General features: G+C 64.7%; 22 protein-coding genes. 15 read left to right on the forward strand and 7 right to left on the reverse strand.

From position 1 onward, the window contains the following. Genes RSO01_RS15255 through RSO01_RS15265 form a run of 3 tightly spaced genes read left to right on the forward strand, consistent with a single transcriptional unit; the run spans nt 1 to nt 3204 of the window. Nucleotides 1-804, forward strand: a complete 804-nt coding sequence (locus tag RSO01_RS15255; protein WP_147149968.1) for an ABC transporter permease — start codon at nt 1-3, stop codon at nt 802-804. 52 nt (nt 805-856) lie between these two features. Next, nucleotides 857-1939 carry a M24 family metallopeptidase gene (locus RSO01_RS15260; RefSeq protein WP_281291459.1) on the forward strand — a complete coding sequence of 361 codons (1083 nt, stop codon included), beginning with the start codon at nt 857-859 and terminating at the stop codon, nt 1937-1939. Nucleotides 1940-1953: 14 nt separating this feature from the next. After that, on the forward strand, nt 1954-3204 hold the full coding sequence (locus RSO01_RS15265; protein WP_147149970.1) for an NAD(P)/FAD-dependent oxidoreductase: 1251 nt from the start codon (nt 1954-1956) through the stop codon (nt 3202-3204). Nucleotides 3205-3273: 69 nt separating this feature from the next. Here the strand turns inward: RSO01_RS15265 and RSO01_RS15270 are convergent, their stop codons facing one another. From RSO01_RS15270 to RSO01_RS15280, 3 genes are all read right to left on the reverse strand, one after another. Beyond that, the gene (locus RSO01_RS15270; RefSeq protein WP_147149971.1) at nt 3274-3789 is read right to left on the reverse strand and encodes a cytochrome P460 family protein; all 516 of its coding nucleotides are present in this window, start codon (nt 3787-3789) and stop codon (nt 3274-3276) included. Nucleotides 3790-3923: 134 nt separating this feature from the next. Next, complete coding sequence (locus RSO01_RS15275) at nt 3924-5153, reverse strand: amidohydrolase family protein (protein ID WP_147149972.1); 1230 nt, start codon at nt 5151-5153, stop codon at nt 3924-3926. Further along, a complete protein-coding gene (locus tag RSO01_RS15280) occupies nt 5137-5331 on the reverse strand; it encodes a hypothetical protein (RefSeq protein ID WP_147149973.1) in 195 nt (64 codons plus the stop codon). Before RSO01_RS15280 ends, RSO01_RS15275 begins: the two co-directional genes overlap by 17 nt. Nucleotides 5332-5554: 223 nt before the next feature. Here RSO01_RS15280 and RSO01_RS15285 point away from each other — a divergent pair, with 223 nt between their 5' ends. The 3 genes from RSO01_RS15285 to RSO01_RS15295 are packed head-to-tail and all read left to right on the forward strand — an operon-like array spanning nt 5555 to nt 8736. Then, complete coding sequence (locus RSO01_RS15285; RefSeq protein ID WP_147149974.1) at nt 5555-6466, forward strand: carbohydrate ABC transporter permease; 912 nt, start codon at nt 5555-5557, stop codon at nt 6464-6466. A gap of 38 nt (nt 6467-6504) precedes the next feature. Next, nucleotides 6505-7314 (forward strand): carbohydrate ABC transporter permease, encoded by an 810-nt coding sequence (locus RSO01_RS15290; RefSeq protein WP_373867913.1) that lies wholly within the window; start codon nt 6505-6507, stop codon nt 7312-7314. A 51-nt stretch (nt 7315-7365) separates the two neighbouring features. Beyond that, a complete protein-coding gene (locus RSO01_RS15295) occupies nt 7366-8736 on the forward strand; it encodes an ABC transporter substrate-binding protein (protein WP_147149976.1) in 1371 nt (456 codons plus the stop codon). A 3-nt stretch (nt 8737-8739) separates the two neighbouring features. On the opposite strand, the gene RSO01_RS15300 is transcribed toward RSO01_RS15295, so the two are convergent. Both RSO01_RS15300 and RSO01_RS15305 read right to left on the reverse strand, forming a co-directional pair. After that, the gene (locus tag RSO01_RS15300) at nt 8740-9915 is read right to left on the reverse strand and encodes an LLM class flavin-dependent oxidoreductase (RefSeq protein ID WP_147149977.1); all 1176 of its coding nucleotides are present in this window, start codon (nt 9913-9915) and stop codon (nt 8740-8742) included. A gap of 7 nt (nt 9916-9922) precedes the next feature. Continuing rightward, nucleotides 9923-10690, reverse strand: a complete 768-nt coding sequence (locus RSO01_RS15305) for an alpha/beta fold hydrolase (RefSeq protein ID WP_147149978.1) — start codon at nt 10688-10690, stop codon at nt 9923-9925. A 146-nt stretch (nt 10691-10836) separates the two neighbouring features. Here RSO01_RS15305 and RSO01_RS15310 point away from each other — a divergent pair, with 146 nt between their 5' ends. The 9 genes from RSO01_RS15310 (at nt 10837) to RSO01_RS15350 (ending at nt 20242) form a co-directional block, all read left to right on the forward strand. Then, a complete protein-coding gene (locus RSO01_RS15310) occupies nt 10837-11691 on the forward strand; it encodes an alpha/beta fold hydrolase (RefSeq protein ID WP_147149979.1) in 855 nt (284 codons plus the stop codon). Between the two features lie 12 nt (nt 11692-11703). Further along, nucleotides 11704-12729 (forward strand): LLM class flavin-dependent oxidoreductase, encoded by a 1026-nt coding sequence (locus tag RSO01_RS15315; protein ID WP_147149980.1) that lies wholly within the window; start codon nt 11704-11706, stop codon nt 12727-12729. A gap of 18 nt (nt 12730-12747) precedes the next feature. Beyond that, on the forward strand, nt 12748-13455 hold the full coding sequence (locus RSO01_RS15320) for a maleate cis-trans isomerase family protein (RefSeq protein WP_147149981.1): 708 nt from the start codon (nt 12748-12750) through the stop codon (nt 13453-13455). A gap of 12 nt (nt 13456-13467) precedes the next feature. After that, nucleotides 13468-14592, forward strand: a complete 1125-nt coding sequence (locus tag RSO01_RS15325) for an LVIVD repeat-containing protein (RefSeq protein WP_147149982.1) — start codon at nt 13468-13470, stop codon at nt 14590-14592. A gap of 144 nt (nt 14593-14736) precedes the next feature. Then, nucleotides 14737-16302, forward strand: coding sequence for an ABC transporter substrate-binding protein (locus RSO01_RS15330; protein ID WP_170303079.1), 1566 nt, complete (start codon nt 14737-14739; stop codon nt 16300-16302). Nucleotides 16303-16314: 12 nt separating this feature from the next. After that, a complete protein-coding gene (locus RSO01_RS15335) occupies nt 16315-17658 on the forward strand; it encodes an LLM class flavin-dependent oxidoreductase (RefSeq protein ID WP_147149984.1) in 1344 nt (447 codons plus the stop codon). 53 nt (nt 17659-17711) lie between these two features. Continuing rightward, on the forward strand, nt 17712-18683 hold the full coding sequence (locus tag RSO01_RS15340; RefSeq protein WP_147149985.1) for an SDR family oxidoreductase: 972 nt from the start codon (nt 17712-17714) through the stop codon (nt 18681-18683). A gap of 138 nt (nt 18684-18821) precedes the next feature. Further along, nucleotides 18822-19220, forward strand: a complete 399-nt coding sequence (locus tag RSO01_RS15345) for a cupin domain-containing protein (protein ID WP_246158434.1) — start codon at nt 18822-18824, stop codon at nt 19218-19220. Between the two features lie 149 nt (nt 19221-19369). After that, nucleotides 19370-20242: an alpha/beta fold hydrolase gene (locus RSO01_RS15350; protein WP_147149986.1), complete on the forward strand. Its 873-nt coding sequence runs from the start codon at nt 19370-19372 to the stop codon at nt 20240-20242. 407 nt (nt 20243-20649) lie between these two features. On the opposite strand, the gene RSO01_RS15355 is transcribed toward RSO01_RS15350, so the two are convergent. Both RSO01_RS15355 and RSO01_RS15360 read right to left on the reverse strand, forming a co-directional pair. Next, nucleotides 20650-24051, reverse strand: coding sequence for an AAA family ATPase (locus RSO01_RS15355; RefSeq protein ID WP_147149987.1), 3402 nt, complete (start codon nt 24049-24051; stop codon nt 20650-20652). Nucleotides 24052-24297: 246 nt separating this feature from the next. After that, a complete protein-coding gene (locus RSO01_RS15360) occupies nt 24298-25272 on the reverse strand; it encodes a tripartite tricarboxylate transporter substrate-binding protein (RefSeq protein ID WP_147149988.1) in 975 nt (324 codons plus the stop codon). Nucleotides 25273-25274 lie beyond the last annotated feature (2 nt).

Raw genomic sequence — 25274 nt, forward strand, 5'->3', positions numbered from 1 at the left:
GTGGCGCAGCGCTTCTCCCCCGCCCTGTCGACCTACGTGGCCTTCGCCTGCGCAGGCCTCCTGGCGCCGATCATCATCGTCGTCATCCTGTCGTTCGGCGGCGAGGGCTATCTGCACTTTCCGCCGACCTCCTTCTCCCTGAAGTGGTTCAACACCTTCTTCGGCGACACGCGCTGGCGACAGTCGCTGGCGTCGAGCGCCGTGATCGCCCTGATCGCCTGCGTCATCGCCACGGTCATCGGCTTCCTCGCCGCCTACGCGCTGGTGCGCAGCGAGATGCGGGCCAAGAAGTTCATCCTGTCGCTGATGCTGATGCCGATCATCGTGCCCACGGTGATCACCGCGATCGCCATGTACTTCCTGACCGCCAAGATGGGGCTGGTCGGCAACATGCTGTGGATCGGCTTCTGCCACGCCATCATCGCCCTGCCGGTGGTGCTGCTGATCCTGCTGGCCGCGCTGCAGGGCGTCGACGTCAACCTCGAGCGCGCCGCTCTCAGCCTGGGCGCCAGCCGGAGCCGCGTCTTCTTCAAGGTCGTGGTGCCGATCGCCTTTCCCGGCGTCATGTCGGCGGCGCTGTTCGCGTTCCTCGCCTCGTTCGACGAGCTGGTGATCTCCCTGTTCCTGGCCGGTGCGCGGGCACAGACCCTGCCGGTACGCATCTGGAACAGCCTGCATCTCGAGATCGAGCCCGTGGTCGCCGCAGCCGCGACCTTCCTCATCGGCGTCACCGGCATCGTCCTGCTGGTCGACGGCGGCATCCGGCGCCTGCGCGGCAGCCTCACCAGAAAGACGGAGACATGACGAACGCTAATCCTCACTTCTCGCGGCCGAGTTCGCCGGCCGTCTCGAGCGGCTGCGCAGCCGGCTGCGCGCCCTCGGCGTCGAGGCCGCGCTGTTTGACGAGATCGAGGCCATGACCTGGATCACCGGCTACGGCAATTCGGAGAACCGCTGGCGTTGCGTCGTCGTTCCGGTCGACAAGGAACCGTTCTTCCTCATCCGCGCCCTCGATGCCGGACAGTGCCGCAAGCGCAACTGGATCGCCGACGTGCCGCAGTACCGCGACTGGGAGGATCCGTTTCCCGTGCTGGCGGAGCGTTTCGCCGATCGCGGGCTGTCGGGTGCGCGCATCGGACTCGACTTCAATTCCTACGGCATGCCGCTTGGTCGCTTCGCCCAGCTCAAGGCCGCGCTGCCCAATGTCGAGTTCGTCGACATCGGGCCGCTGGTCTGGGAGCTGCGGCTGATCAAGTCGGAGGCCGAGATCGGCCTTCTGCGGCGTGCCGCCGGCATCGCCGACCAGACCATGACGCGTGTCGCCGCCGCCTGCCGGCTGGGCTTGGCGCAGCGCGATGCCGCGCGCGTCGCGGTCGCGAGCTATGTCGAGCTCGGCGCCGATCCCGGGCCGCCCGGTCCGATCTCGGCGGGCCGGGGCTGGGATTTCCTGCACGCGCATCTCGACGACACGCCGCTCAGCGATGGCGACGTCGTGCATGTCGAGTTGATCCCCTCGGTCGGCGGCTACAGTGCGCGCCTGATGCGCTGCATCTGCATTGGCCCGATCGGCGTGGATCGCCAGCGTGCGGCCACGAAGCTGGCCGAGCTTCAGGAGCGCCAGATCGCCGCCATGCGTCCTGGCGTCGAAGCGCGCGCGGTCGATGCGATCCTGCGTGAGGGCGTCATCAAGGAAGGGCTGCGCGAGTCGTTCGACAATATCAGCGGCTACACGCTCGGCCTCTATGCACCCGCCGGGCCACGCACCAGCGATTTCACGCGCATGTTCCATCCCAAGGCCGATTGGCGGCTCGAGGCGGGCATGGTGTTTCACATGTATGCCTCGGCGGCCGGCGTCTCGTTCATCGAGACAGTGCTGGTCTCGGCCGATGGCCCGCAACGCCTGACCAGCCTGCCACGCACCCTGTTCGGCACTGATTGATTCGGGAGAGTACGATGTCCCAACCAGATCCTGCGATTGTCGTGATCGGCGCCGGCGTGGTCGGTCTGTCTACGGCACTCTACCTTCGTCGCTCGGGCCGCGATGTGGTGGTGATCGATCCGCTGCCGCCGCCGGGCGGTGCGTCCTTCGGCAATGCCGGCATGATCAGCGCCGACACCTCGGTGCCCATCGCGCTGCCCGGCATGCTGCGCAAGGTACCATCGTGGCTGACCGATCCGCTGGGACCGCTCGCCGTGCGCCCCTCCTATTTTCCCAAGGCGCTGCCGTGGCTGCTGAAATGGATCGCGGCCAGCCGCATGCCGCGCGTCCTGGAAATCTCCGACGCTATGCGCGCGCTGCACAAGGACGCGTTCGCCTGCTGGAAGGATTTGCTCGGTCCGGAGAATTTCGCCGATCTGGTGCGACCGGTCGGCCAGGTCCATGTCTGGGAGGCCGACGGCGAATCGGAGAGTGCTGCCCTGGAGCGCAAGTTGCGCGAGCGCCAGGGCATTCCGAGCCAGACGCTGGGTTTCGACGACCTGCGGCAGATGTTTCCCGGCATCTCGCCGGCCGTGCGTCGGGGCGTGCTGGTGCCGGGCAATGGCTACACCGTGAGCCCGCAGCGCATCGTGCAGACGCTTCATCGGCTGTTCATGGAGGCAGGTGGGCGACTGGTGCCCGAGAATGTGATGAAGATCCTGCCGCGCGAGGACGGCGCCTATGACGTCATGACCAATGTCGGCTTCCATCGCGCCCAGCGGATCGTCGTCGCGGCCGGCGCCCGCTCGGTTCGCCTGCTCGAGCCGCTCGGCATCCGCGTGCCGCTCGAGGCCGAGCGCGGGTACCACGTCATGCTGCCGACGCCCAACGTTTCGCTGACCACGACCATATCGAACAAGAGCCGTTCCTTCGGCGTCACGCCGATGGAGCACGGGCTCAGGGTGGCGGGTACGGTCGAGATCGCCGGCCTCGAGGCGGCGCCCGACGAGCGCCGCGCCAAGGCCTTGCTTGCCAATGTCCGCACGATGTTCCCCGACGTGAACACCGACGACCACCGCTTCTGGATGGGCTTCCGTCCGTCGACACCCGACAGCCTGCCGATGCTGGGCGAGGTAACGGGCCGGCCGGGCTTGTTCCTCGCCGTCGGCCACGGCCACTTCGGCATGACGGGCGGGCCGCCGAGCGGCCGCCTGGTCTCACAGCTGATCAACGGCAAGCCGACGGCCATCGACGTCGCGGCCTATGCGCCTCAACGCTTCGCCTGACGCTTGCGTGCGCCCTGAGGTCAGCCGTAGCGCAGCCAGTGACTGCGGGCTTCGGCAAACCGGGGCAGGTCACCGGGCGTAGCGCGTGAACACGAAGTCGCGTGCCCTGATGGGCTCGTGGCACGCGAAGCAGGTGTTGTGCATCGCTTCGTCGGCTGGCTTTCCGTCGTCGAATTGGGCAAAGCCCCAGCCGCCTGTCGCGGCGTACTTCCGCGAGTCCTTGACCATGAACTGCACACCGTTTTTCGGGGCGCCGGCGACATGGGACTGGACACGGCCGAAAACCTTGTTGTTCTCCTCCGACGAATCGTAGCTCCAGGCGAGCCGGGCAATGATCGCGCCGTCCGGAAATGGCAGCGTCCCTTCGCGATAGGCCTTGACGGCGATGTCGTTGCCAAGGATGGCACGGATGTCATCGAGGTGGCCTTCCTCCCGCGCGACGGAGATCAATCGCCAATCCCGGTAATCGGCAGGCAGCTTGATGCCGTAGACCGGGGCGGCGTCGTCGTGGGTCTGCCCTGCGGCGGCGGCGATTATGCCGGTCAAGGCTCCAACGGCCAGCAGCGCGGAAGCAATTCGAAACATTGTGCGATCTCCTTGATCGACGAGAGTGGATCGCGATGCAGCAGCGAACCACTAGACGAAGGTGTTATCGTGGGACAAGGTGATCCGCGAAGGAAACATCACGCCGGAGTGACCGTTGCCGGCGGTATCACTCATCATGCTCGCTTGTCGGAAACCACGACGCCATCCTTCAGCACGAGCTTGAGCTGGCGAACATTCTGGATGTCCTCCAGCGGATTGCCGCCCACCACGATCAGGTCGGCCAGCTTGCCGACCTCGATCGTGCCAAGCTCGTCACCCACGCCGCAGACCGCCGCGCCGTTTCGGGTCGCGGCGACAAGCGCCTGCCACGGCGTGGCGCCGTCGCGGACCCACAGTCCCAGTTCGAGCAGTGCGGCATCCTTGAGCGGACGGATGTCAGAACCCAGTGCCATCTTGACGCCGGCCTTGAGCGCCTTCGCGAACCCGTCACGGTGAACATCCGACGCCGCGTCCGCGCGGCAGCACAAGGCATGCGCCATGTTGCGCTGCTTGACCCAGCGCTGCTCCCAATCGTTGTTCGCCTGGTCGGGCGTGAGGTGACTGATGGCGAGGGTCGGCACGTACCAGGTGTCGTGCTTCAGGAACAGCTCGATGCATTCGTCATCGAGGATGTAGCCGTGCTCGACGCTGTGCGCCCCCAGCCGGATGGCGTTCTTGACCGCTTCGGGGTTGGTCGCATGGGCCATCACCTTGAACTCGCGCAGGTGACAGATCTCGAAGGCCGCCTTCAGCTCGTCCTGCAGCAGGAAGGAGTGCCGGTGGAGATCCCAGGCCGGCCCCAGGATGCCTCCCGACAGGTTCAGCTTGATGTGGTCGACGCCATTCTTGATCTGCTCGCGGATCGCCTTGACGAAGCCGTAAGGGCTGTCGCACTCGAGCGCATGTCCGGAGGTCAGGAAGTGGCCGCCGGTCGTCGTGAGGAAGTGGCCGGAGGCGAACAGGCGCGGCCCGACATACTGGCCCGAGTCGAAGGCGCGCTTCCAGGCGACATCCATGTAGTGGTGCGCGCCGGCGCAGCGCAGCCCGGTAATGCCGGACTCGGTCAGTGCCGCCATCAGTCGATGGCCGAACAGCGTGACCTGGTCGGCCAGCGGCATTTCGTGCGGAAGGTAGTAGTCCGGATGGATGTGGACGTCCCACAATCCGGGCATCAGATATGCGCCCCGGAGATCGATCCGGGTGGCGCCTTCTGCCGCCGGCGTGCTGCCGTCGGTGCGGATCTCGCGGATCCGTCCATTTTCGATCAGGACTGCCGCATTCGCGACGGCTTTGGGTTGGACGCAGTCTATGAGCGTGGCGTTCGTGAGCAGGGTTCGCACAGGCTGGTTACTCGCGTTCCCCATTCGCAAGTTCCTCGATTGCTTCCCGGCTCAACTCTTTCATTCCGGTCTGCAAATCCGCGACGGTGACCCCTTCGGTACTTTTGAGATCGTTCAGCGCGTCCAGGACTTCATCAGCGGTATCGCATCCAATGTCGGTTTTTCCCGGGACATGGATCACGAATCGTGTCTTTGGCGGCATATCTCTCTCCTCTGTCACGGCCACTCTACGCCTGGGACGGGCGGTGCCCTAGGGACAATGCCAACCCCGGTGCAAGACTGGTTGTGTCGCACTGAACAAATCGCCACACTCGCACTCCGACTGAGCCAGCCTAGGCAGGCCACGACGAACGGGCCGCCTTCGCCGAACGGACAGGAAAGCCACCGCGCACCAGAACGCGGGGCCACTGGGAAGGAGCCGAACGATGGTGGTCACGACCTCGATCGAGAGCCCGGCCGCGGCCACGAACACCACGCGTCTGGCGCGGCGGCGACGCGGCACATTTGCCGCTGACAAACTCTGGGCGTTGGCCTTCGTCACCCCCTATGTCGCGGTATTCGTGGCCTTCGTGATCTACCCGATCGGCTATGGGCTGTGGTTGGGCAGCGATCCGGCCAGCTATCGCTCGCTGTTCAGCGATCCGGTCTATCCGCGCACGGTGGTGAACACCCTGCTCTACCTGCTGTTCGGCGTGAACCTGAAGTTGCTGCTGGCGCTGCTGCTATCGGGCTTTTTCATGCGCAAGGGCTGGTGGACGAAGATCCTGCTGCTGATCTTCATGCTGCCCTGGGCGGTGCCGGCGCTGCCGAGCTATCTGTCGATCAACTGGATGCTGAACGGCCAATGGGGGCTGATCAACAACATCATCTGGCATGTCGCGCAGGTCGATGGGCCGCCCTGGCTCGACAGTCACTACTTCGCGTTGGGTTCGGTCATTTACGGCCATATCTGGAAATGGCTGCCCTTCTGGACCCTGATCTTCCTCGCCGGGCGCATGGCCATTTCGCTCGAACTGTATGAGGCGGCCGATGTCGATGGCGCGAGCCTGGTCCAGAAGTTCACGCATGTGACCCTGCCGCTGATGGCGGGGATGTACCTGGTCTGCACCATGCTCTCCACCATCTGGGCGTTGGGCGATTTCAACGCCGTGCGCTTCATCTCCGGCGGCGGCCCGGCGCTGTCGACGCACGTGCTCGCGACCCTGGGCATCCGCAACGCCTTCGAACTGGGCGATCCCCAGCTCGGCATGGCGACGGTGCTGACGGCGCTGCCCCTGCTGATCCCGCTGGTGATCCTGCTGATGCGCCAGTTGCGGCGCAGCGAGGTCACGATATGACCGCGCGACGCCGATCCCGCGCGCTCAACCGCGTCGGCGTGTGGTTGCTGTCGTCGGTGCTGCTGATTTGGACGCTGCTGCCGATCTACAACATCATCCGGGTGTCGATGCAGGAAAAGGAGGAAGTGCTCAGCACCTCCGTCTTCCCGGTCGCCCCCAGCCCGCATGCGTTCGAGGTCGTGTTCCGCCAGACCTTCTGGCTGCTCGAGACATTCTGGAACCAGATGGGCAACAGTTTTTTCATCGGTATCGCTGTCGCGTTGCTGACCCTGACGATCGGCACCCTGACCAGCTTCACCATCAGCCGGATGCGCATCCGCAACGGCTGGATGCTGACCAATGCGGCGCTGCTGACCTATGTGATCCCGATGTCGTTCCTGGCCATCCCGTTCTACGGCATCATGGGAAAGTATGGCCTGACCAACAATCCGATTGCTGTGATCGCGGTTGAAGTGACCTTTGCCACGCCCTACGCGATTTTCATTTTCCAGCAATACAGCGCTTCGATCCCGTTCGAGCTGGACGAGGCGGCGCGCATCGACGGCGCCTCGCCGCCGCAAATCTTCTTCCGCATCTATCTGCCGCTGATGGCCCCTGCCCTGGTGGCGATCGGCACTTATGCGCTGCTGCTGTCATGGAACGAATATCTCTACGCGTTCCTGCTGCTGTCGGGCGGCAAGGTCGTCACCGTGCCGGTGACGCTCGGCAAGTTCCTGGTGGGGGACGAGGCACCGTGGAATTACCTGATGGCGGCGGCGATCATCTACGCCATTCCGCCCTTGCTTATCTACTACGGCGTCCGCCGCAAGATGCATGGCGGGCTGACCATGGGAGGCGTGAAGGGTTGAACGCGGCGCCCCTATTTTGGGTGGAGGGCGGCGTCTTGGGAGGAAAACAACATGAAGCGCATGACACGGCGGCAGACATTGGTTGGCGCGAGTGCCGCGGCCGCGGCGGGCACTGGCCTGATGCCGCGCCGCGCCACGGCGGCCGGGGAACTCACGGTCTGGTGGACCCAGGGTTTCTACAAGGCCGAAAACGATGCCGTGATCGCCTGGATGGCGGACTGGGAAAAGCGCAACAACACCAAGGTCAATCTGACCATCATGAACGGGCCGGATGTGATCACCAAGCTGATCGCCGGCATGCAGGTGGGCGACGTGCCGGATGTCGTGCACACCGTTACCGGCGACCGTTTCCTGGTGCCGCGCGCGGCCTGGAACGATCAGCTTGAGGATGTCTCCGATGTGGTGGACTCCCAGAAGGCCGAGTTCACCGAAACCGCGCTGTTGAGCGCGCGCCTCTACAACGTCAAGCAGAAGAAATATTCGTATTACGGCGTGCCGACCAAAGGCTCCTCCCTGATGAATTCGGTCTGGCTCCCGTTGCTGCAGGAGGTCGGCTTTGCCGCGACCGACATGCCGGGCACGCAGGACAAATTCTACGATTTCTTCCAGACCGTGCAGGACAAGCTGCGCTCCAAGGGCAAGCGCATTTTCGGCCTCGGCTATTCGATGGCGGCGAAGGAGGCGGATGCCGGCAATCTGTTCCACCAGTTCCTGGTCAGCTATGGCGGCGTCGGCATCGTCACGCCGGACGGCAAGCTGAATATCGACGATCCCGCCGTGCGCAAGGCGGCGATCACGTCACTGGAGCGGCTGACGACGCCGTTCAAGAAAGGCTATGTGCCGCCAGGGGCGATCAACTGGGGCGATGTCGACAACAACAACGCCTTCTTCGCCAAACAGATCGTGATGACGCCCAACGCCACCATCTCCATCGCCGCGGCGCAGATGGACAAGCCCGATCTCTACTACAAGGAGATCATCACTCGCGGCGTCCCCCTGGGAAATGACGGCAAGCCGGTGGCGAGCGTGCTGGCGATCGCCCCCACCATCATCCCGAAAGGATCGAAGAACGTCGACGGCGCCAAGGCGATGCTGCGCGATTTCATCCAGCCGGCGAACCTGAACGCCTATCTAAAGGAAACCCGCGCGCGCTATCTGCCGGTGATGGCCTCGATCGTGAAGACCGATCCGTACTGGACCGACCCCAAGGACCCGCACCGCCAGGTCGCGGTGGACATGGGGCTGACCCAGCCGACGGTGCCGTGGTGGATGTCCTACAACCCCGCCTATTCGGCCGTGCTGTCCGAGCAGGTCTGGCCGCAGGCGGAAGCCAATATCACGCAGCGCAACATGAACCCGGAACAGGCCACCGACGAAGCAGCCAAACGGATCAAGCAGCTGTTCGAGCAGTATCAGAAATGAACGTCAACCGAGCTCGGCAACGCGCGGCAGGACCTCCTTGCTGAACATTGTCAGGTTGTCGACCGTGTCGTCGTGGGTGATGTGGCCGCCCTGGCCCATCATCAGGAGATGACCGAAGCCGCCGACGTGGCCGTAGAATGCCCTCATCTGCTCGACCACCATGTCGGGCGTTCCCGCAAAGCAGATGCCGGCGTCGATGAACTCCTCGACGCTCGCCCCAATGGGGTCGACCTGGCGGCCATTGCGCAGCGCTATGCTGCGCATGGGGACGCCCTTGCCGTAGCCGGGCGATCTCAGGGCCTGGGCCGTCGCGGCTACTGACTGATAGCCGGGCGGAAAGGCGAACTGGGCGCCCACGCGGAGCGCCGTACGGCTGTAGTCGAGGATCTGGTCGGCGCGCCGGTAGCCTTCCTCCCTGGTGGAGCCGACCCCCACGATCGCCATGTAGGCAAACCGGTCGCGCGTCGCTTCGCGGCCCTGGCTCGCGGCACCCTTGCGATAGGCAGCATAGATCGCCGGAGTCCGGACATAGCCGGTATTGAGGGAGCCGATGACATAGCCGCGCTCGCCCGCGACTTGCGCCGACTCCGGGCTGTTCACGGTCAGCCACACCGGCGGATGCGGTTGCTGATAGGGACGCGGCCAGACGTTGACCTGGCGATACTGGAAATAGCGCCCCTCCCAATTGAACGGGCCGTCATGGGTGGTCATCGCCTTCAGGATGAGGTCATGAGCCTCCCAGAAACGCGTCACCAGGTCGGCGGGGTTGCTGTTGGCCGGCGTCACCTCGAAGGGAGCGCCCTTGACGAAGCCCATCTCGACGCGACCGCGCGAGATCACGTCCAGCATCGAATATTCCTCGGCGACGCGCACCGCATCGAAACGGTTGCCGATCGGCATGCCGAGGCACAACAGGCGCGCCTTCTTCGTCTCGCGGGCAAGGATCGCCATCGGGATCGTGCTGACCGAGTCGATGCAGGTCGCCGTGGCGTGGTGCTCGTTGACCATGATGTTGAGCCCCAGCTCATCGCATAGGGCCCACTCGTCGAGACCGCGATGGTACAGGTCGGCCGCGACCTTGGGATCGCAGAGCCGGCTCGGGACGACGTTGCGCAGCTGGGCGCCCAGTTCCTCCCAGGCGGGATAATAGGCGAGCTCGCTGAAATGCCAGACTTTCATCTTGACCTCACCTCTGCACGAAGGCGTCGATGGCGCGGATGACGGCTTCGGACTGCTCGATCTCGGGATAGTGTCCCGCCTCCCGAACGACCGTCAGCTCTGCGTTGGGAAGCGCCGAGGCGAGCGATTGTCCGTAGGACGGCTTGGCAAACCCGTCCGCCTCTCCCCAGAGCACCAGCGTCGGCAGATCGACCCGATGCAGCCAGCGCTTCAGACCCGGATTGTGCAGGTACGGTCGCCAACCATAGTGCGCGAGCATCTGGCGCTCGCGCGCGAGTTCCTCCAGCTGGCCGGTGGACATCGCGGCGTAGCTCGGCGCGTGGCGCTGCCAGTCGGCGAAAAGCATCGGGAATGCCTCGACGTCGGACATGTAGAAGAGATCGGCGAAGTCGCGCTCTTCCCGGCCGGAAAACTTCACACCCACCGACGAGACGAGGACCAGTTTGCTGAGCCGCGCGCGATTGCGCACGCACATCTCGAGCGCAATCCATCCGCCGAGGGACGCGCCGACGAGAACCACGTCGTCGAGCTTCAGCTCGTCTAAAAGATCGAGATAGAGGTAGGCGAGATCGTCGACCGACCGCAGGTCGGCCGCACCGGCCGCCGCACCGTAGCCCGGATGACGCGGCGCAATCACACGCCAGGTCTTTGCGAGCGCATCGAGATGAGGCCTCACCTGCTCGACATACTGTTCTGCATGCAGGTAGAGAAGCGGCGGCCCCGAGCCTGCGATATGGGTCTCGACGGGGAAGCCCTTGATATCGAGTGTTTCCATTGCGACCGTCCTGTGCAGGCCTTTTTATCTGCGCCGGAAAGCGCCGCGAGCCAAGGACGTGGCCCCGCTGGCCGGAATTGCAGCCTCAAATACGGACATCGTCAGTCGCGACGTACGCCACTACACTTGGCCAGGAGGAAGCGTGCATGGACGTCCGCAAGATCAAGACGGCGCCGGGCCTGGAATTCGATTGCTCTCTGGCAGGCTCGCCTGAGGGAGTGCCGGTCCTGCTTCTCCACGGCTTCGGCGTGTCGCGCCATTTCTGGGATCGTCAGGTTCCGGCATTGGCCGACGCGGGCTATTTCGCGATCGCTCCCAACCAGCGAGGCTATTCGCCCGGCGCTCGTCCCGATCCGAAGGATCTCGCCGCCTACCACATCGACCGCCTGGTGGGCGACGCACTCGACATCGTCGCCGCCGCGGGGCATGGCGGCAGTCGCTTCCATCTGGTCGGCCACGATTGGGGCGGCAGCCTCTCCTGGATCATCGCGGCGCGATATCCCGAGCGGCTTCGCTCGCTCTCCATGCTGTCGCGGCCGCATCCGGCCTCGTTCCTGCGCGCGCTCGCCCTGCCCGACGGCGAGCAGAAGCGGCGGTCGGGCCATCACACGGCCTTCCTCGAGCCGGACGCCGTCCCGAAATTGTTGGCGAACAATTGCGAATGGCTGCGCTCGCGCCACATGCGTCAGGGCATGCCCGAGGCAGCGACCGACGCCCATATGTCCGTCTTGGGCAACGAGGCCGCGCTCGAGGCAGCGCTCGCCTGGTACCGCTCCAGCGGCCCGCGCCAGCCGCTCGGTCCGACCAAGGTGCCGACGCTCTACATCTGGGGCGATGCCGACGACACGGTGGGCCGTGTAGCGGCCGAAGGGACGGGCGAATTCATAGACGCCCCGTATTACTTCGAGGTGCTGCCAGGCGTCGGCCACTATGCGGCGGACCAGGTGCCCGACAAGGTCAACGCGTTGCTGCTGGCCCATCTGCGGCGACATGCGGACTGAAGGAGTCGCAGGATGAGCGATCTGACTTTCGGTCTGTTCGTGCGCGGGCAGTATCATGCCGGCGACGACATGAGGAAGCGGTTCGAGGAAGTGAAGGCGCAGGTGCGCCTCGCCGATCAACTCGGATTCTCCGACCTGCTGACCGGCATGCACTATGCGGCAGCGCCCCTGCAGCAATACCAGATGATCCCGTTGCTGGCCCGACTGCTGGCCGAGACCGAGCGCATGCGCATCATCACCGGCATCATCCTGCTGTCGCTGCACAAGCCAATCGACATTGCCGAGCAGCTGGCGACGCTCGACGTGATGTCGAATGGGCGTGTGGTGTTCGGCGCCGGGTTGGGCTACCGCGACGTCGAATTCAAGGCCTTCGGCACCACCGCGCAGGAGCGCGTGCAACGCCTGGAGGAGAATCTTCTAGCCATCAAGCGACTGTGGACCGAGGACGACGTCTCGATGAAGGGCTCGCATTTCGAGCTCGATCGCGCCACGGTGTCGCTGAAGCCGATGCAGAGACCTCACCCGCCGATCTGGCTCGGCGCCAATGCCGATGTGGCGGTGCGCCGGGCCGCAAGACTGGCCGACACCTGGTTCATCAACCCGCACCAGCGGATGGATACGATCGAGCGCCAACTGTCGCTCTATAAACAGGCCCTGGCGGAGCTGGGCAAGCCCATGCCCGGCGAGCTGCCGCTGATGCGGGAGATCTTCGTTGCCCGCACGCGCGCAGAGGCGGTCCGGCTGGCGCGCCCGTACCTCGAAGAGAAGTACAAGGTCTACCAGCAATGGGGGCAGCAAAAGGCCATGCCGAAGGGCGACGACGACCTGTCACTCGCCTTTGACGAGCTCACCCGCGATCGTTTCCTGCTGGGATCGGCCGACGAGGTCACCGAGCAGATCGTCGGCTACAAGCGACGCCTGGGCGTCAACCGCATGATCCTGTCCGTGCACTGGGTCGGCATGCCACACTCGCAGGTGGTCGATACCCTCAACCTGTTCGCCGCCGAGGTCATGCCGAAGGTGGCTCAGGCTTTGTAAGCAAGGGAGGAGGATGTCATGCCAAGGCATTTCGGGATCCTGGTCCCCTCTACCAACACCACGTGCGAGATCGAGTTCTGCCGCTTGCCCGCCGAGCTGCAGGTGCACACCGGCCGACTCGGCAAGGGCGGCAACACGCCGTTCTCGCCGAGCCTGGATGCCGACGTGGCCTATCAGGCGAAGTTGCTCGGCGAGGCGCGGGTCGAGGTGATCGCGCTGGCGCAAACCTCGGCGAGCCTGTTCGCCGACGACTACGACGCGGTGACGGTGAAGCGGATGACCGAGGCATCGGGCGTACCGTCCTTGACCTCGGCCGAGGCAATCGGTCGGGCTCTGAAGGCCCTCAAGGCGTCGCGGGTCGCCATGGCGACGCCCTATTCGGAAGAGGTGATCGGACGGGCGCGGCGCTACTACGAGACGAAGTACGGGATCGCCGTGGTCGCCTCGGAAAGCCTGGGCGCCGACAATGCCTACGCCATCGGCAAGATGGACGCCGGCGTGGCCGAGGCGGCGTTCCGCCGAATCGATCGGCCCGATGTCGACGCGCTGGTCGTGCCGGGCGGCAACTTCCCGACCATGGACTGGATTGCCGCCTGGGAGCGCCAGTTCGGCAAGCCGGTGATCACCACCAATCAGGCGGCGCTGTGGTTGGTGCTGCAGACCATGAAGGTCGACACGCCTCTCCCCGGCAAGGGTCGACTGCTCGAACAGCTTCCCACGGGCTGAAGGAGAAACACCATGGGTCAGGGTTCCGGTATTCGCGAGGTCGCCTGGGTCGATATCGCCGGCGGCGGCCAGGTCGTCCTGGACGGCAACCATGCCTATGTCGGGCATATGCAGCCGCCACACGGCACCTCCGTCATCGACGTGAGCGATCCGGCGCATCCCAGGATCGTCGCTTCGATCGAAATTCCGCCGGGGCTGCATTCGCACAAGGTGCGCGTGGCCAACGACGTCATGGTGGTGAACCGCGAGCGTACGCGCGGCGACAAGCCGGCCGGCGATTTCGTGGGCTTGCGAATCTTCGACGTCAGCCAACCGGGCAACCCGCGCGACATCTGCCATTGGCAGTGTGACGGGATGGGCGTGCACCGATTCACTTTCGATGGTCGCTACGCCTACATCTCCACGGAGCAAGAGGGCTACATCGGCACCATCGTCATGATCCTCGACCTGAAAGACCCGACCAGGCCGGAAGAGGTCGGCCGCTGGTGGATGGAAGGCCAGTGGACCGCCGGCGGCGAAACGCCGAGCTGGAAGGCCAAGAACCATCGCTGCCACCATCCGATCCGGCGCGGCGATCGCCTGTATGTCAGCTACTGGTACGGCGGCGGCGTCATCCTCGACATCAGCGACATGAGCAAGCCCAAGCTGATCTCACACCTCGACTGGAGCCCGCCGTTCGGCTGGCCCACGCACAGCCTGGTTCCGATCGACGTGCCGATCGCCGGCCATCGCTGGATGCTGGTGGCCGATGAGCACGTCCAGCCGCTGGATCCCAAACTCTCGCCGGAGCTGCCGGCAGCGCTTTGGATGGTGAACATCTCCGACGAGACCCGGCCGGTACCGGTCGGCTGTTTTCAGCTGCCGGAATTGGTCGGGATCGAGACGCCCTTGATGACGGCGTGCCATCAGCCCGTCGAGACCATCGTCGGCAACGAGGTTCCCGCCGCCTGGTTCGCCAACGGGCTCAGGGTGATCGATATCGCCAATCCCCTGGCGATGAAGCAGGCCGCTTGGTGGATGCCGGACGTGCCGCCAGGAGCCGACCGCGTCTGCAGCAACGACGTCTACGTCGACCATCGCGGCTTGATCTACCTGATCGACCGCATCCGAGGCTTGTCGATCCTCGAGCGCGTGTGACGGCCATCAGTCTGGCGCCGGTGGCCACCGCCACCGGTATCATTCGCTGCTGATTGGCGATAATTGGCACAGACGTTGCGACGGGCAATTCATCAACTGTTCTACGCACATGACTGAGTCGTTCAGTCCATGGAACACATGCCGATGAAACTGCTTCGACTGGCCTGTGCCGGCGCGCTCGCCGCATTGATGATCGGTGCGCCGGACGCTCGAGCCCAGGACAAAGTCCTGAAGGTCTCGCTATCCACCGAGCTGCAGGTCCTGGATCCCATCGTCACCAGGATCAACTCGGCGAGGGTATTTGCCTATCTGGTCTACGATACGCTCGTCAGCATGGACAGCGAGGGCAGTTTCAGGCCCCAGATGCTGGACAGGTGGGATGTCAGCACCGACAGGCTGACCTACACTTTCACGCTCCGCGACGGGCTGGCCTGGAGCGACGGCACGCCGGTAACGTCCGACGACTGTATCGCCTCGATCGAGCGCTGGGCGAAGCGGGATCCCTTCGGCGGCGCCATGATGGACGCGGTTGCCGAGCTGCGTCCCGTCGATGCCCGGCAGTTCGTCATGCAGCTGCGCCGGCCGTTCGCCTTCGTCATCGAGGCCCTCGGACGCCCGGGCCACCAGATCCCGGTCATGATGCCCGCCCGGCTGGCACGCCAGGACGCCGCCAAGCCCGTGTCCGAGGTCGTCGGCTCGGGCCCCTTCATTTTCCAGAAGAAGGAATGGCGTCCGGGCGACGTGGCCAGCTTCGTCCCCAATCCGCGCTACCGTGCCCGTCCCGAGGCGCCGGACGGGCTGGCCGGCGGCAAGGTCGTGAAACTCGACCGCGTGGACATCGTCAGCATCGCCGACCAGACCACCCGCTCCAATGCACTGGAGGCCGGCGAACTCGACTGGCTGGAGATCGCGCCGATGGACTACGTCGCTTCCCTGCGCGCCAATCCCGGCATCGTGGTCGGCAAGCCACGGGGCATGGACCAGTTCCTCGCCGTGCTCAACGTCAATCATGCCGACCCGCCCTTCAACAACATCAAGGTGCGCAAGGCGCTGCAGGCCGCGATCGTCCAGCCGGAGATCGTGGCGGCCGTGGGCCTGCCGGACGACCTCGTCACGCCGTTCTGTGGCTCGATCTACATGTGCAATGCACCCGCATCGACGGATGCCGGCACCGAGGCGCTGAAGAGCGCCGGCACGGAACGGGCGCGCCAGCTCCTGAAGGAATCGGGATACGCAGGCGAGCCCGTCGTCATCTTCCACTCCCGGACGTCCGCCCTGCTCAATCCGATCGGCCTGGTCGTGGCAGCCCAGTTGCGCCGGGCAGGTTTCAATGTGCAGGTCGAGTCGAGGGACTCCGCCACGATGCAGCAGCGTCGCCTTCAGCGAACCGGTTGGTCGATCGTGCCGATCGTCTCCAACGGCATCGACCTCATGAATCCCCTCGCCAGCCAGCTGGTCGCCGGCAACTGCTTCGACACCGCGCCCGGCTGGTACTGCGATCCGAAGATGACCGACCTGCTGCAGCGCTACGCCGTCACCAGCGATCCCGGCGAACAACGGACGCTGGCCGATCAGATCCAGGTCGGCTTCCATGACAATGTGAACTACGTGATCGCCGGCCAGTTCGCCGCGCCTGGGGCCTGGCGATCCAGCCTGACCGGCGTCGTGCCGTTCAGCTTTCCCGTCTTCTGGAACATCACTCGGCGCTGAGAGAGGTGAAACATGCCGGCGCGGACCATCAAGCTCGGCGTCTCGATGATCGGCCTGGGCTACCATCTCGCGAACTGGCGTCATCCCGATGCGCCGGCGAACGGCAACATGTCGCTCCAGCATGCCATGCGCGTGATACAGGCTGCCGAGCGCGGACTGTTCGACATGGGCTTCCTTGCCGACGGTGTCGGCATCCGCTTCCATGACGAACCGAAAGGCGCGCTCTGCCGTACGGCAAAGAACGTGCAGTTCGAACCCCTCACCCTGCTCTCCGCCCTGGCGATGGTGACCAGGAACATCGGCTTGGTGGCGACCGCCTCGACAACCTACAACGAGCCCTATCACGTCGCCCGGAAGTTCGCCTCGCTCGATCATATCAGCGGCGGGCGCGCGGGCTGGAACGTCGTGACGTCCGTCACCGACATGGAAGCGCGGAATTTCAACCGCGATGCCGCACCGGGCTACGACCTGCGCTACGACCGCGCCGCCGAGTTCGTCGCGGTGGTTCGCGGACTGTGGGACAGCTGGGAGGACGATGCCTTCGTTCGCGACAAGGTTTCCGGGATCAATTACGACCCGACAAAGCTGCACGTCCTCAATCACAGCGGGCCGCACTTCAAGGTCGCCGGCCCTCTCAATATCGCGCGCACGCCACAAGGCGCCCCTGTCATCGTCCAGGCCGGCGCCAGTGATCAGGGGCGCGAACTCGCTGCCGCCACGGCGGACGTCGTCTATGCCGCCGCCCAGACCCTCGAGGCCGCGCAAGCCTATTACGCGTCGGTCAAGGGCCGCATGGCGAAGTATGGCCGCCATCCCGACGAGCTGAAGATCATGCCCGGCCTGATGGCGATCCCCGGCAGGACGCGGCAGGAGGCACAGGATCGCTACGACATCCTGCAGGAGCTGGTCGATCCGCTGGTCGGGTTGGGCGCCTTGTCGAACTATCTCGGCGATCTCTCGGCCTATCCAATCGACGGACCCGTACCGGAGCCGCCGAACCGCCGAATGCACAGTCGCGCGGGAATTTTTCTCGACATCGCGCGACGTGACAACCTTTCCATCCGCCAGCTCTACCTCAGCATTGCGGGCGGCAATGGCCACCGCACCGTCATCGGCACGCCGGCGGACATCGCCGACGCCATGGAGGAATGGTTCCACCACGAGGCGGCGGACGGCTTCAACATTCTGCCGCCCTGGCTGCCGGGCGGTCTGGAGGACGTCGTGGATATGGTGGTGCCGGAATTGCAGCGCCGCGGTCTCTATCGCACGGCCTACGAAGGCAGCACCTTGCGCGAAAATCTCGGCATTCCCTATGCCGCTTTCGGGAAGGCCGCGTACCGGCCGGCGGCGGAATGACAGGCCTCCCGGGGTGGGGATAACCTGCCCTTCGAAGTACAGGGAGGAAGCCGATGAAAGAATTCTCCGGCAGGATTGCTGTCGTCACCGGTGGCGGCTCGGGAATGGGACGCGAGCTGGTACGCCTGCTGGTGGCCGAGGGCTGTCACGTCGCCATGTGCGACGTCTCGATGCACGGCATGGCGGAGACGCGACGACAGTGCGCGGCGACGGGGCTGCCGCAAGGCCTGCGCGTCACCTCGCATCTCGCCGACGTGTCCAACGAAGCGGACGTCATGCGCTTTCGCGACGAAGCCGCCAAGCAGCACGCGACCGACCGTATCCATCTGCTGTTCAACAATGCCGGGATCGGCGGCGGTGGCAGCATGGTCGTCAACAGCCGCGACGAGTGGGAGCGCACCTTCAACATCTGCTGGGGCGGCGTCTACCTCGCCACCCGCGCTTTCCTGCCCTTGCTGCAGGCGGCGGACGAAGCGCACATCGTCAACACCAGCAGCATGAACGGCTTCTGGGCCTCGATTGGCCCCGGCGCGCCGCACACCGCCTATTCGGCGGCGAAGTTCGCAGTGAAAGGATTCTCCGAAGCCCTGATGACCGATCTCCGGCTGAACGCGCCACACATCAAGGTGTCGGTCGTCATGCCCGGACATATCGGCACCGGCTTTCGCACCAACTCGCTCAAGGTGCAGACCGGCAACGATTCGGATGAGCTGGATGCCCGGCAGATCGCCCAGGCACGAGCGCGGCTGACCTCGATGGGCAAGGACGCGTCGGCGCTGTCGGATGACGAGATCAGATCCATGCTCGCCGAACGCGCCCGGCGCTTTCTGCAGGATGCGCCGACCAGCGCGGCCGAGGCGGCGGCGATCATCCTGGACGGGGTCAAGGCGGACAGGTGGCGCATCCTGGTCGGATCGGACGCCCATCTGATGGACCGGATGGTGCGCGACGACCCCGAGCACGCCTACGAGGAGCAGTTCTTCACCCGCTTCGCGGCCGCGGCGGGCTGGCATCCGGGACGCTGAGGCCGTCAAGTCCACCAGGAGATATCCATGAGCATCGCACTGGAAATGACGCCAATCGCGGATCGAGCGCGGCTCTGGCAGTTGCTCGTTGCCTCTACGGCCATCGTTTGCGCCGTCGTGAGCGCGAAAATCTTCCCCATGAAAATGGACGCGATTTCGGAGTTTCCGCTCCCGTTATGTGCCGCCGATGCCTCGTCTGGCTCATCGGGCAACAAGGTGGAGCTGATCAGTTCGAACGCGCTTCCGGACATACCGGGCAAGAGAGTAACGATCGTCCGCGTGACCTATGGACCGGGCGGCTTTACGCCGCCTCACCGTCATGCGGGTACGGTCACGGCCTACATCACCAAGGGCCAGATCAGGTCACAACTAGCAGGTGGCCCGGTGGAGATATTCGAGGTCGGTCAGTCGTTCTTTGAACCGCCGGGCGCGATACATCTCGTATCCGCCAACGCGAGCAACACCGACTGGGCCGAATTGATTGCCGTTTTCGTCGCCGACGAAGGCGCACAATTGACGACCCTTATCGAGCCTTGAGGCGAACAGGCTGGCGTCCGGGACGCTGAGGTCTTTGCTCGACGCGACGACGCCGCGACCAATCCGTGGTACAACGCCGTTGCGATGGCTCAAGTGCCAGGCGCCAACGGTCGCACGCGACGGCCGAGACAACGGGAAGGAGGGAATCGATGATCGATTCGAACCGACGCACCGTTCTCATGACCGGTGCCGCCGCAGTAGCAACCACCGCGTCGCGGGTCTTCGCGCAAGCGCCGCAGGCAGCGGTCCCGCAGGGCTTGCCGGCGGACCTCAAGATCGGATTCTACGAGAAGGGCGACGTCCGCGTTCGCTACGCCGAGAGAGGCTCAGGCTTCCCGCTGCTGGCGACGCCCGGCGGCGGCTTGAACTCGCGCATGATCAACTGGCCCAACGCGGTGATCAACATCGTGGAGGAATTCAAGAACGACTTCCGCGTGATCACCATGGATCAGCGAAATGCCACGAACGGCGAGTCCACCGGTCCGGTCCCGGTCGCCAATCCCTGGGACGCCTTCGCCGACGACCAACTCGGCTTGATGGACCATCTCGGCATCCGCCAATTCGCCTTCTTCGGCAACTGCATCGGCGGCCCATTCGCGATGAAGCTGATGGAGCGCGCACCGCAGCGCGTCGTCGCCGCGATCCTGAGCCAGCCGGTCGGACACAAGCCGGACAAGCCGGATTTCATGTACGACTCCGGCCGGGACGTCTGGGCGAAGGAGTTCCTCGGGCGCCGGCCCGACGTGTCGATGGCGACCATCGAGCAGTATCTGCACAACCTTTACCGGGTGCGGCCCGACTTCGTGTACAGCGTCTCTCGCGACTTCGCGAAGTCCTGCCAGACCCCGATGCTGGTGCTGCCCGACGATGTCGTCGCGCATCCGCTTCAGGTCTCCGTCGACATCGCATCGCTGGCGCCAAACGCCGAGATGACGGTGTTTCCCTGGAAGGAACCCCCGGAGCTGAAGGCCCGCACCATCAACCGCGCGCGCACCTTCCTGAAGCGGTATCAGACGGCGTAGCGAGTTCCGCTTCGACAGAAACACCTCACCCTGAGGAGCGCACGCAGTGCGCGTCTCGAAGGGTGGGCAACGCTAAGGCAGGTGCCCACCCTTCGAGACGCATCGCTACGCGATGCTCCTCAGGGTGAGGTGGATTGCGCGATCTCGCCGTCGATCCTGGCCAGGCAGCATCCCATGCTGCTACTCGATCTTGATCCCGGCAGCCTTGATCAGCGGCCACCACAGCTTGATCTCCGCCTCGTGATGGGCGCGCAACGCCGCTGCGGTCTGTTGCGCGGGCTCGGAATATCCTGGCCGAGCGCGGCGCACCTCTCGCGGACCTCGGGATCAGCCAGCACTTCACCGTGACGAGCATCTACGGCCTTAATCCATAAAGTCGTGCGCCGCCGCGCGAGGCGGCGACCATGTTAGCTACCTTTCTTGGCCCCAGCTCGCCCCAGCCAGAAGGGCATGTCCATCTCTCGGTAAAGCGTCGTTGCGACAGTGAAATGCTCGTCGGCCTGCTCGTGCTTGCCTGCGCGCTGATATAGCGTGCTGAGTCCGAGATGGCAGTGGGCGACGACGGGACGCATACCGCGCAGCTCGGCCAGCGCCAGTGCTTGGCGGTAGTGAGTCTCACCACTCTCGGCGTTAAAGCTGTCGTTATGGGTTGCAATGTCGCCGAGCAGATGCAGGGCGTGGATCATCACTCCTGGCCGCCCCCCACAAAATTCGACCGCGCGGTCGACCAAGCGTCGCGCATCATCGAGCCGACCGAGAACCAAGCAGGCGCGAGCCAAGTCATTGTACGCCCCGCTCAGGAGCTGTGTGATCTTTCCTTGCGCCAGCTGACGATCGAGGAGCTCATCCCCCTCCTGTAACCGTGTCAGCGCCTCGCGTACCTCGCCGAACTGCGCCAGTACATTGGCGGAGCTAGCGATCGCGCCGGGCAACAGGATTGCCATGTTCCTGGTCCGAAACACAGCAATCGCCATCTCGATCAGTGGACGCGCTCGCGCCCAGTCACCCCTGAGGGCGTGCGACGCGGCCACAACCCCCTGAGCGCCACCAACCGCAAACGGCAGCTGCATCGACTCGGCGAGCTGAAGCAGGTCGGCTCCGCATTGGGCCGCCTCGGCAAATCGGCCAAGCTGAGCCAAACTCGTGACCAACCAGAGTCGAGTGTAGACAGCCGGCGGCGCGGGAAGGCCGAAGGTCTCATGGGCCCCGCCCACAGGCAGCTTCGCGAGATTGGCGGTGGCCAATTCGATTGCCCGCGGGTATTCGGCCCGATAACAGTGCACCTGCGCGAGATGAGCAGTGATCTGGATGCGCAGTTTCAAGTCACCGAGGCGAGCGGCGAATTCCAGCGCCCGGTTGCCAACTGCGAGCGCCTCGTCCAACTCGCCGAGGAACGCGTGAAGGTGCATCAAGGCGGCGCAGACCCGGCCTCGCCGATGGTCGTCGTTCAATCGCTCCGCGAGGGCCTCGGCCTCGCGCAGGCGTTCCAGTCCCTGGCGGACTTCATCGAGTTGAAAAAGCATGTGCCGTAGCTCGAGACGGATTTCGAAGCTTGGCTCCTGTTTGGCGTTGGTGTCCGGCAGCCCCTCGAGGACGATAAGCGCTTGCTCGAACCAGACCCGAGCATCTAAGAGCGCTGACCGCGCAGCCGCCTTCTGACCGGCCTGCCGGAGATACACCACTGCCTTTTCCCGCAAATCTCCTCGGACGGCGTGATGGGCGAGCCGTTCTATTTGCTCGCCAACGCGATCCGCATGCAGTCTTTCCAGCGCCGCGACGATCCTTGCATGAAGCTCGCGGCGGCGCTCTTGCAACAGTCCTCCGTATGAGACCTCGTGCGTGAGTGCGTGCTTGAAAGTGTACTCGAGATCCGGAAGCTGACCCGTCTCACAAACGAATTCCGCAGCCTGCAGGCGGTCGAGCGCGCCGCGGAGCGCCGCCTCCGGCAGTTCGGCGATCGTCTGGAGCAAGGCGAGCGGCACGTCCTTACCAATCACGGAGGCAACCTGCAGCAAGTGTTTGTCTGCCGAGGGTAGCCGGTCGATGCGGGCCGCCAGAACTGCCTGAACCGTGGCCGGGATCTGGATAGCCTGGACCTGTTGTGTCAGGCGGTACTGTCCCCGCTCCCCCGCCAACACCTTTGTCTCCACCAGCGTCCGAACCGTCTCCTCCAGAAAGAAAGGGTTGCCTCGTTTGACTAGCAGATGCTTGAGCGGCGCCAGCGCTGGATCGTTGCCTAGGAGTGCGTCCAGCAACTCCGCGGTGCTTTCGGCCGGTAGCGCGTCGAGCTGAATCTGGCTGTAGGATGTCCTGTCGGCCCAGTTGTGTTGGTACTCCGGCCGGTAGTTCACCACCAGCAGCAGGCGCGCCGACTCCAGACTGTCGACCAAGGCATCGAGCAGCGCCTGAGTCTCGCCATCGACCCAGTGGAGATCCTCGATGATCACGAGGAGAGGCTGCTCCCGAGCTTCCCGCAGCAACAACCGCATTACGCCATCAAGCGTGCGCCGGCGCCGCTCGGCAGCGGCAAGCGCCTGCCACACGACACTCTGCCGCGAACCCGCCGAAGGGTCGTCCAGGGGCACGTCAAGCAAGGCCAGCAACGCCGGTAGCGTCGGCTCAAGCGCCCGGTCGAGAGCGAGCAGCTTGCCCGTCACTTTGTCGCGCACCTCGCGCGCGTCGTCCCGATCCCGGAGTCCGAAGTAGTCCTTGAGCAAGTTGATGACCGGCAGGTAGCTCATCGCCTTGCCGTACGAGACTGCGGCGCACTCGAGCACCAGCCACCCATGCAGGCGGTCCGAGTCGAGCAACTCGTGGACGAGACGAGACTTGCCCACACCGGCCTCGGCAACGAGCGCGACGATTCGGCCGCGACTGTTGCCAGCGACCTGCAGGACGCGGCAGAGCCGCTCAAGTTCGGCATCGCGACCGACGAACCGCGTTAGCCCACGTCGGGCGCCCGCCTGGAATCGAGTGCGCGCAGGGCCTGTCCCCGTCACTTCGTAAACATCCACGGCGTCGGCGAGCCCTTTCACTGGCATCGGGCCAAGCGGCTTCACATCAACGAATCCTTCCACCATACCCAGTGTCGGCTGTGTCAGCAGGATGCTGCCTGGGCTCGCCAATTGCTCCATGCGCGCTGCCAGGTGTGTCGTTCGGCCAACAGCCGTGTAGTCCATGCGCAGATCGCTGCCGACGGTGCCCACGACGACCTCGCCGGAATTCAGCCCGACGCGGATCTGCAGGTTCACGCCGTGGATGTCGGAGGCGCCTTTCGCGTAGTGCCTGATCCGTTCCTGCATGCGCAGCGCGGCGTAACATGCCCGCACGGCATGATCCTCGTGGGCAAGCGGAGCGCCGAACAGTGCCATGATGCCGTCGCCTGCTACCTGGTTGACGGTGCCCTCGTAGTGATGGACGGCCTCCATCATGTGTTCGAGGACGGGACCGAGGAGTCTATTTGCTTCTTCGGGGTCGCGTTCGGCCAGCAGCTCCATTGAACCTTTGAGGTCGGCGAAGAGTACCGTCACCTGCTTGCGCTCGCCTTCCAGTGCCGCCTTGGAGTTCAGGATCTTCCTAGCAAGATGCTTGGGCGTATAGGTGTGAGGCGATCCGAATGGCGATTGATCTGGAGCACCGGCCTGCAAGTTCGCGGCGCCGTCGGTTGGGCTGGCACACTCCGGACAGTATTTCGCCGACGGCGAGAGTTGGTGGCCGCAGTTCGCACAGTCCCATACGAAGGGTGCTGCGCATCCCTCGCAGAACTTCGCGTCAATGCGATTGAAGATCTGACATTTCGGACACTTCATCGGCGACCCTTGAGCAGGCGAACACGCCCGCCACTAGAGATCAAAGAAAGGTACGCCACTCGCCGAAGCCAGATTGTAGATCGGCCTATGGGCCTCCACCACCGCAATACGGCTCCTGATCAGAATCAGCCATCAAGCTCACTCCAAGGCGGAGTACGCTTTCCGCGCCTCCAGTCTTTTGCGTATTCCAGGCGGAAGCCGTCGCCCCAGCACTTCTCATCCTGCCGCACGCAGCATCCCATGCTGCTACTCGATCTTGATCCCGGCAGCCTTGATCAGCGGCCACCACAGCTTGATCTCCGCCTCGTGATGGGCGCGCAACGCCGCTGGGGTCTGTTGCGCGGGCTCGGGAATGTCCTGGCCGAGGGCGGCGAACTTCTCGCGGACCTCGGGATCGGCCAGCGCTTCGAATATCGCGGCGGAGAGTTTGGCGGTCACGTCCTTCGGCGTCCCCTTCGGCGCCCACAGTCCGTGCCAGACCGCGATATAGAGGCCCGGCAGACCAGCCTCGTCGACGGTCGGGATATCCGGCATCGCCTTCAGACGCTGCTTGGCGGTCACGGCAAAGGCCTTGATCTTGCCCGCCTGGACCTGGGGAATCGAGTTGGCGGCCTGGTCGAACATGATGTCGATCTGGCCGGCCACGAGATCCTGCAGCGCCGGGCCGCCTCCGCGATAAGGAATGAAACGCAGCTTGATGCCGGTCTTCTGCTCGAAGTAAAGGGCGCCAATGTGGGACGCCGCGCCGACACCTGCCGTACCGGCAGTGACCTTGTCCGAATTGGCGCTTGCCCATTCGATCAGGCCCTTGAGGTCGTTGGCCGGAAGATCCTTGCGGCTCACCACCAATTGCGGATTGGTGGCGATGTCGGCCAGCGGCTCGAGATCGTCGAGAATGTCGAACTTCAGCGGATAGATGGCAGGGTTGACGACGTGCGTGCTCCAGTGGCCGATGCCGATCGTGTAGCCGTCAGGTGCCGCGCGCACGACGCGCGCGACACCCAGCGTACCGGCGGCTCCCGTGGTGTTTTCGACGATCACCGTCTGGCCGAGCGTCCGGCCCATCCGCTCGGCCAGGATGCGTCCCAGCGTGTCGGTTGGACCGCCGGCGGTGAACGGCACCACCAGGATGATCGGCTTGGACGGAAAGGTCTGGGCGCCGGCGTTGCCGGCAGCCAAGCCAGCGGCCAGCATCAGGCCCGCGATGAATCGTCTCCGCATGG

Source organism: Reyranella soli (assembly GCF_007992495.1).
GTDB lineage: Bacteria > Pseudomonadota > Alphaproteobacteria > Reyranellales > Reyranellaceae > Reyranella > Reyranella soli.

Bases quoted from the DNA above. Each gene is read 5' to 3' on its own strand.
- RSO01_RS15280 (WP_147149973.1), bottom strand. From the start codon at position 5,331: ATGCCGCCAAAGACACGATTCGTGATCCATGTCCCGGGAAAAACCGAC.
- RSO01_RS15335 (WP_147149984.1), top strand. From the start codon at position 16,315: ATGCCGGCGCGGACCATCAAGCTCGGCGTCTCGATGATCGGCCTGGGC.
- RSO01_RS15340 (WP_147149985.1), top strand. From the start codon at position 17,712: ATGAAAGAATTCTCCGGCAGGATTGCTGTCGTCACCGGTGGCGGCTCG.
- RSO01_RS15355 (WP_147149987.1), bottom strand. From the start codon at position 24,051: ATGAAGTGTCCGAAATGTCAGATCTTCAATCGCATTGACGCGAAGTTC.
- RSO01_RS15345 (WP_246158434.1), top strand. From the start codon at position 18,822: ATGAAAATGGACGCGATTTCGGAGTTTCCGCTCCCGTTATGTGCCGCC.
- RSO01_RS15350 (WP_147149986.1), top strand. From the start codon at position 19,370: ATGATCGATTCGAACCGACGCACCGTTCTCATGACCGGTGCCGCCGCA.
- RSO01_RS15300 (WP_147149977.1), bottom strand. From the start codon at position 9,915: ATGAAAGTCTGGCATTTCAGCGAGCTCGCCTATTATCCCGCCTGGGAG.
- RSO01_RS15320 (WP_147149981.1), top strand. From the start codon at position 12,748: ATGCCAAGGCATTTCGGGATCCTGGTCCCCTCTACCAACACCACGTGC.
- RSO01_RS15360 (WP_147149988.1), bottom strand. From the start codon at position 25,272: ATGCGGAGACGATTCATCGCGGGCCTGATGCTGGCCGCTGGCTTGGCT.
- RSO01_RS15325 (WP_147149982.1), top strand. From the start codon at position 13,468: ATGGGTCAGGGTTCCGGTATTCGCGAGGTCGCCTGGGTCGATATCGCC.
- RSO01_RS15275 (WP_147149972.1), bottom strand. From the start codon at position 5,153: ATGGGGAACGCGAGTAACCAGCCTGTGCGAACCCTGCTCACGAACGCC.
- RSO01_RS15270 (WP_147149971.1), bottom strand. From the start codon at position 3,789: ATGTTTCGAATTGCTTCCGCGCTGCTGGCCGTTGGAGCCTTGACCGGC.
- RSO01_RS15315 (WP_147149980.1), top strand. From the start codon at position 11,704: ATGAGCGATCTGACTTTCGGTCTGTTCGTGCGCGGGCAGTATCATGCC.
- RSO01_RS15330 (WP_170303079.1), top strand. From the start codon at position 14,737: ATGAAACTGCTTCGACTGGCCTGTGCCGGCGCGCTCGCCGCATTGATG.
- RSO01_RS15295 (WP_147149976.1), top strand. From the start codon at position 7,366: ATGAAGCGCATGACACGGCGGCAGACATTGGTTGGCGCGAGTGCCGCG.
- RSO01_RS15305 (WP_147149978.1), bottom strand. From the start codon at position 10,690: ATGGAAACACTCGATATCAAGGGCTTCCCCGTCGAGACCCATATCGCA.
- RSO01_RS15285 (WP_147149974.1), top strand. From the start codon at position 5,555: ATGGTGGTCACGACCTCGATCGAGAGCCCGGCCGCGGCCACGAACACC.
- RSO01_RS15310 (WP_147149979.1), top strand. From the start codon at position 10,837: ATGGACGTCCGCAAGATCAAGACGGCGCCGGGCCTGGAATTCGATTGC.
- RSO01_RS15265 (WP_147149970.1), top strand. From the start codon at position 1,954: ATGTCCCAACCAGATCCTGCGATTGTCGTGATCGGCGCCGGCGTGGTC.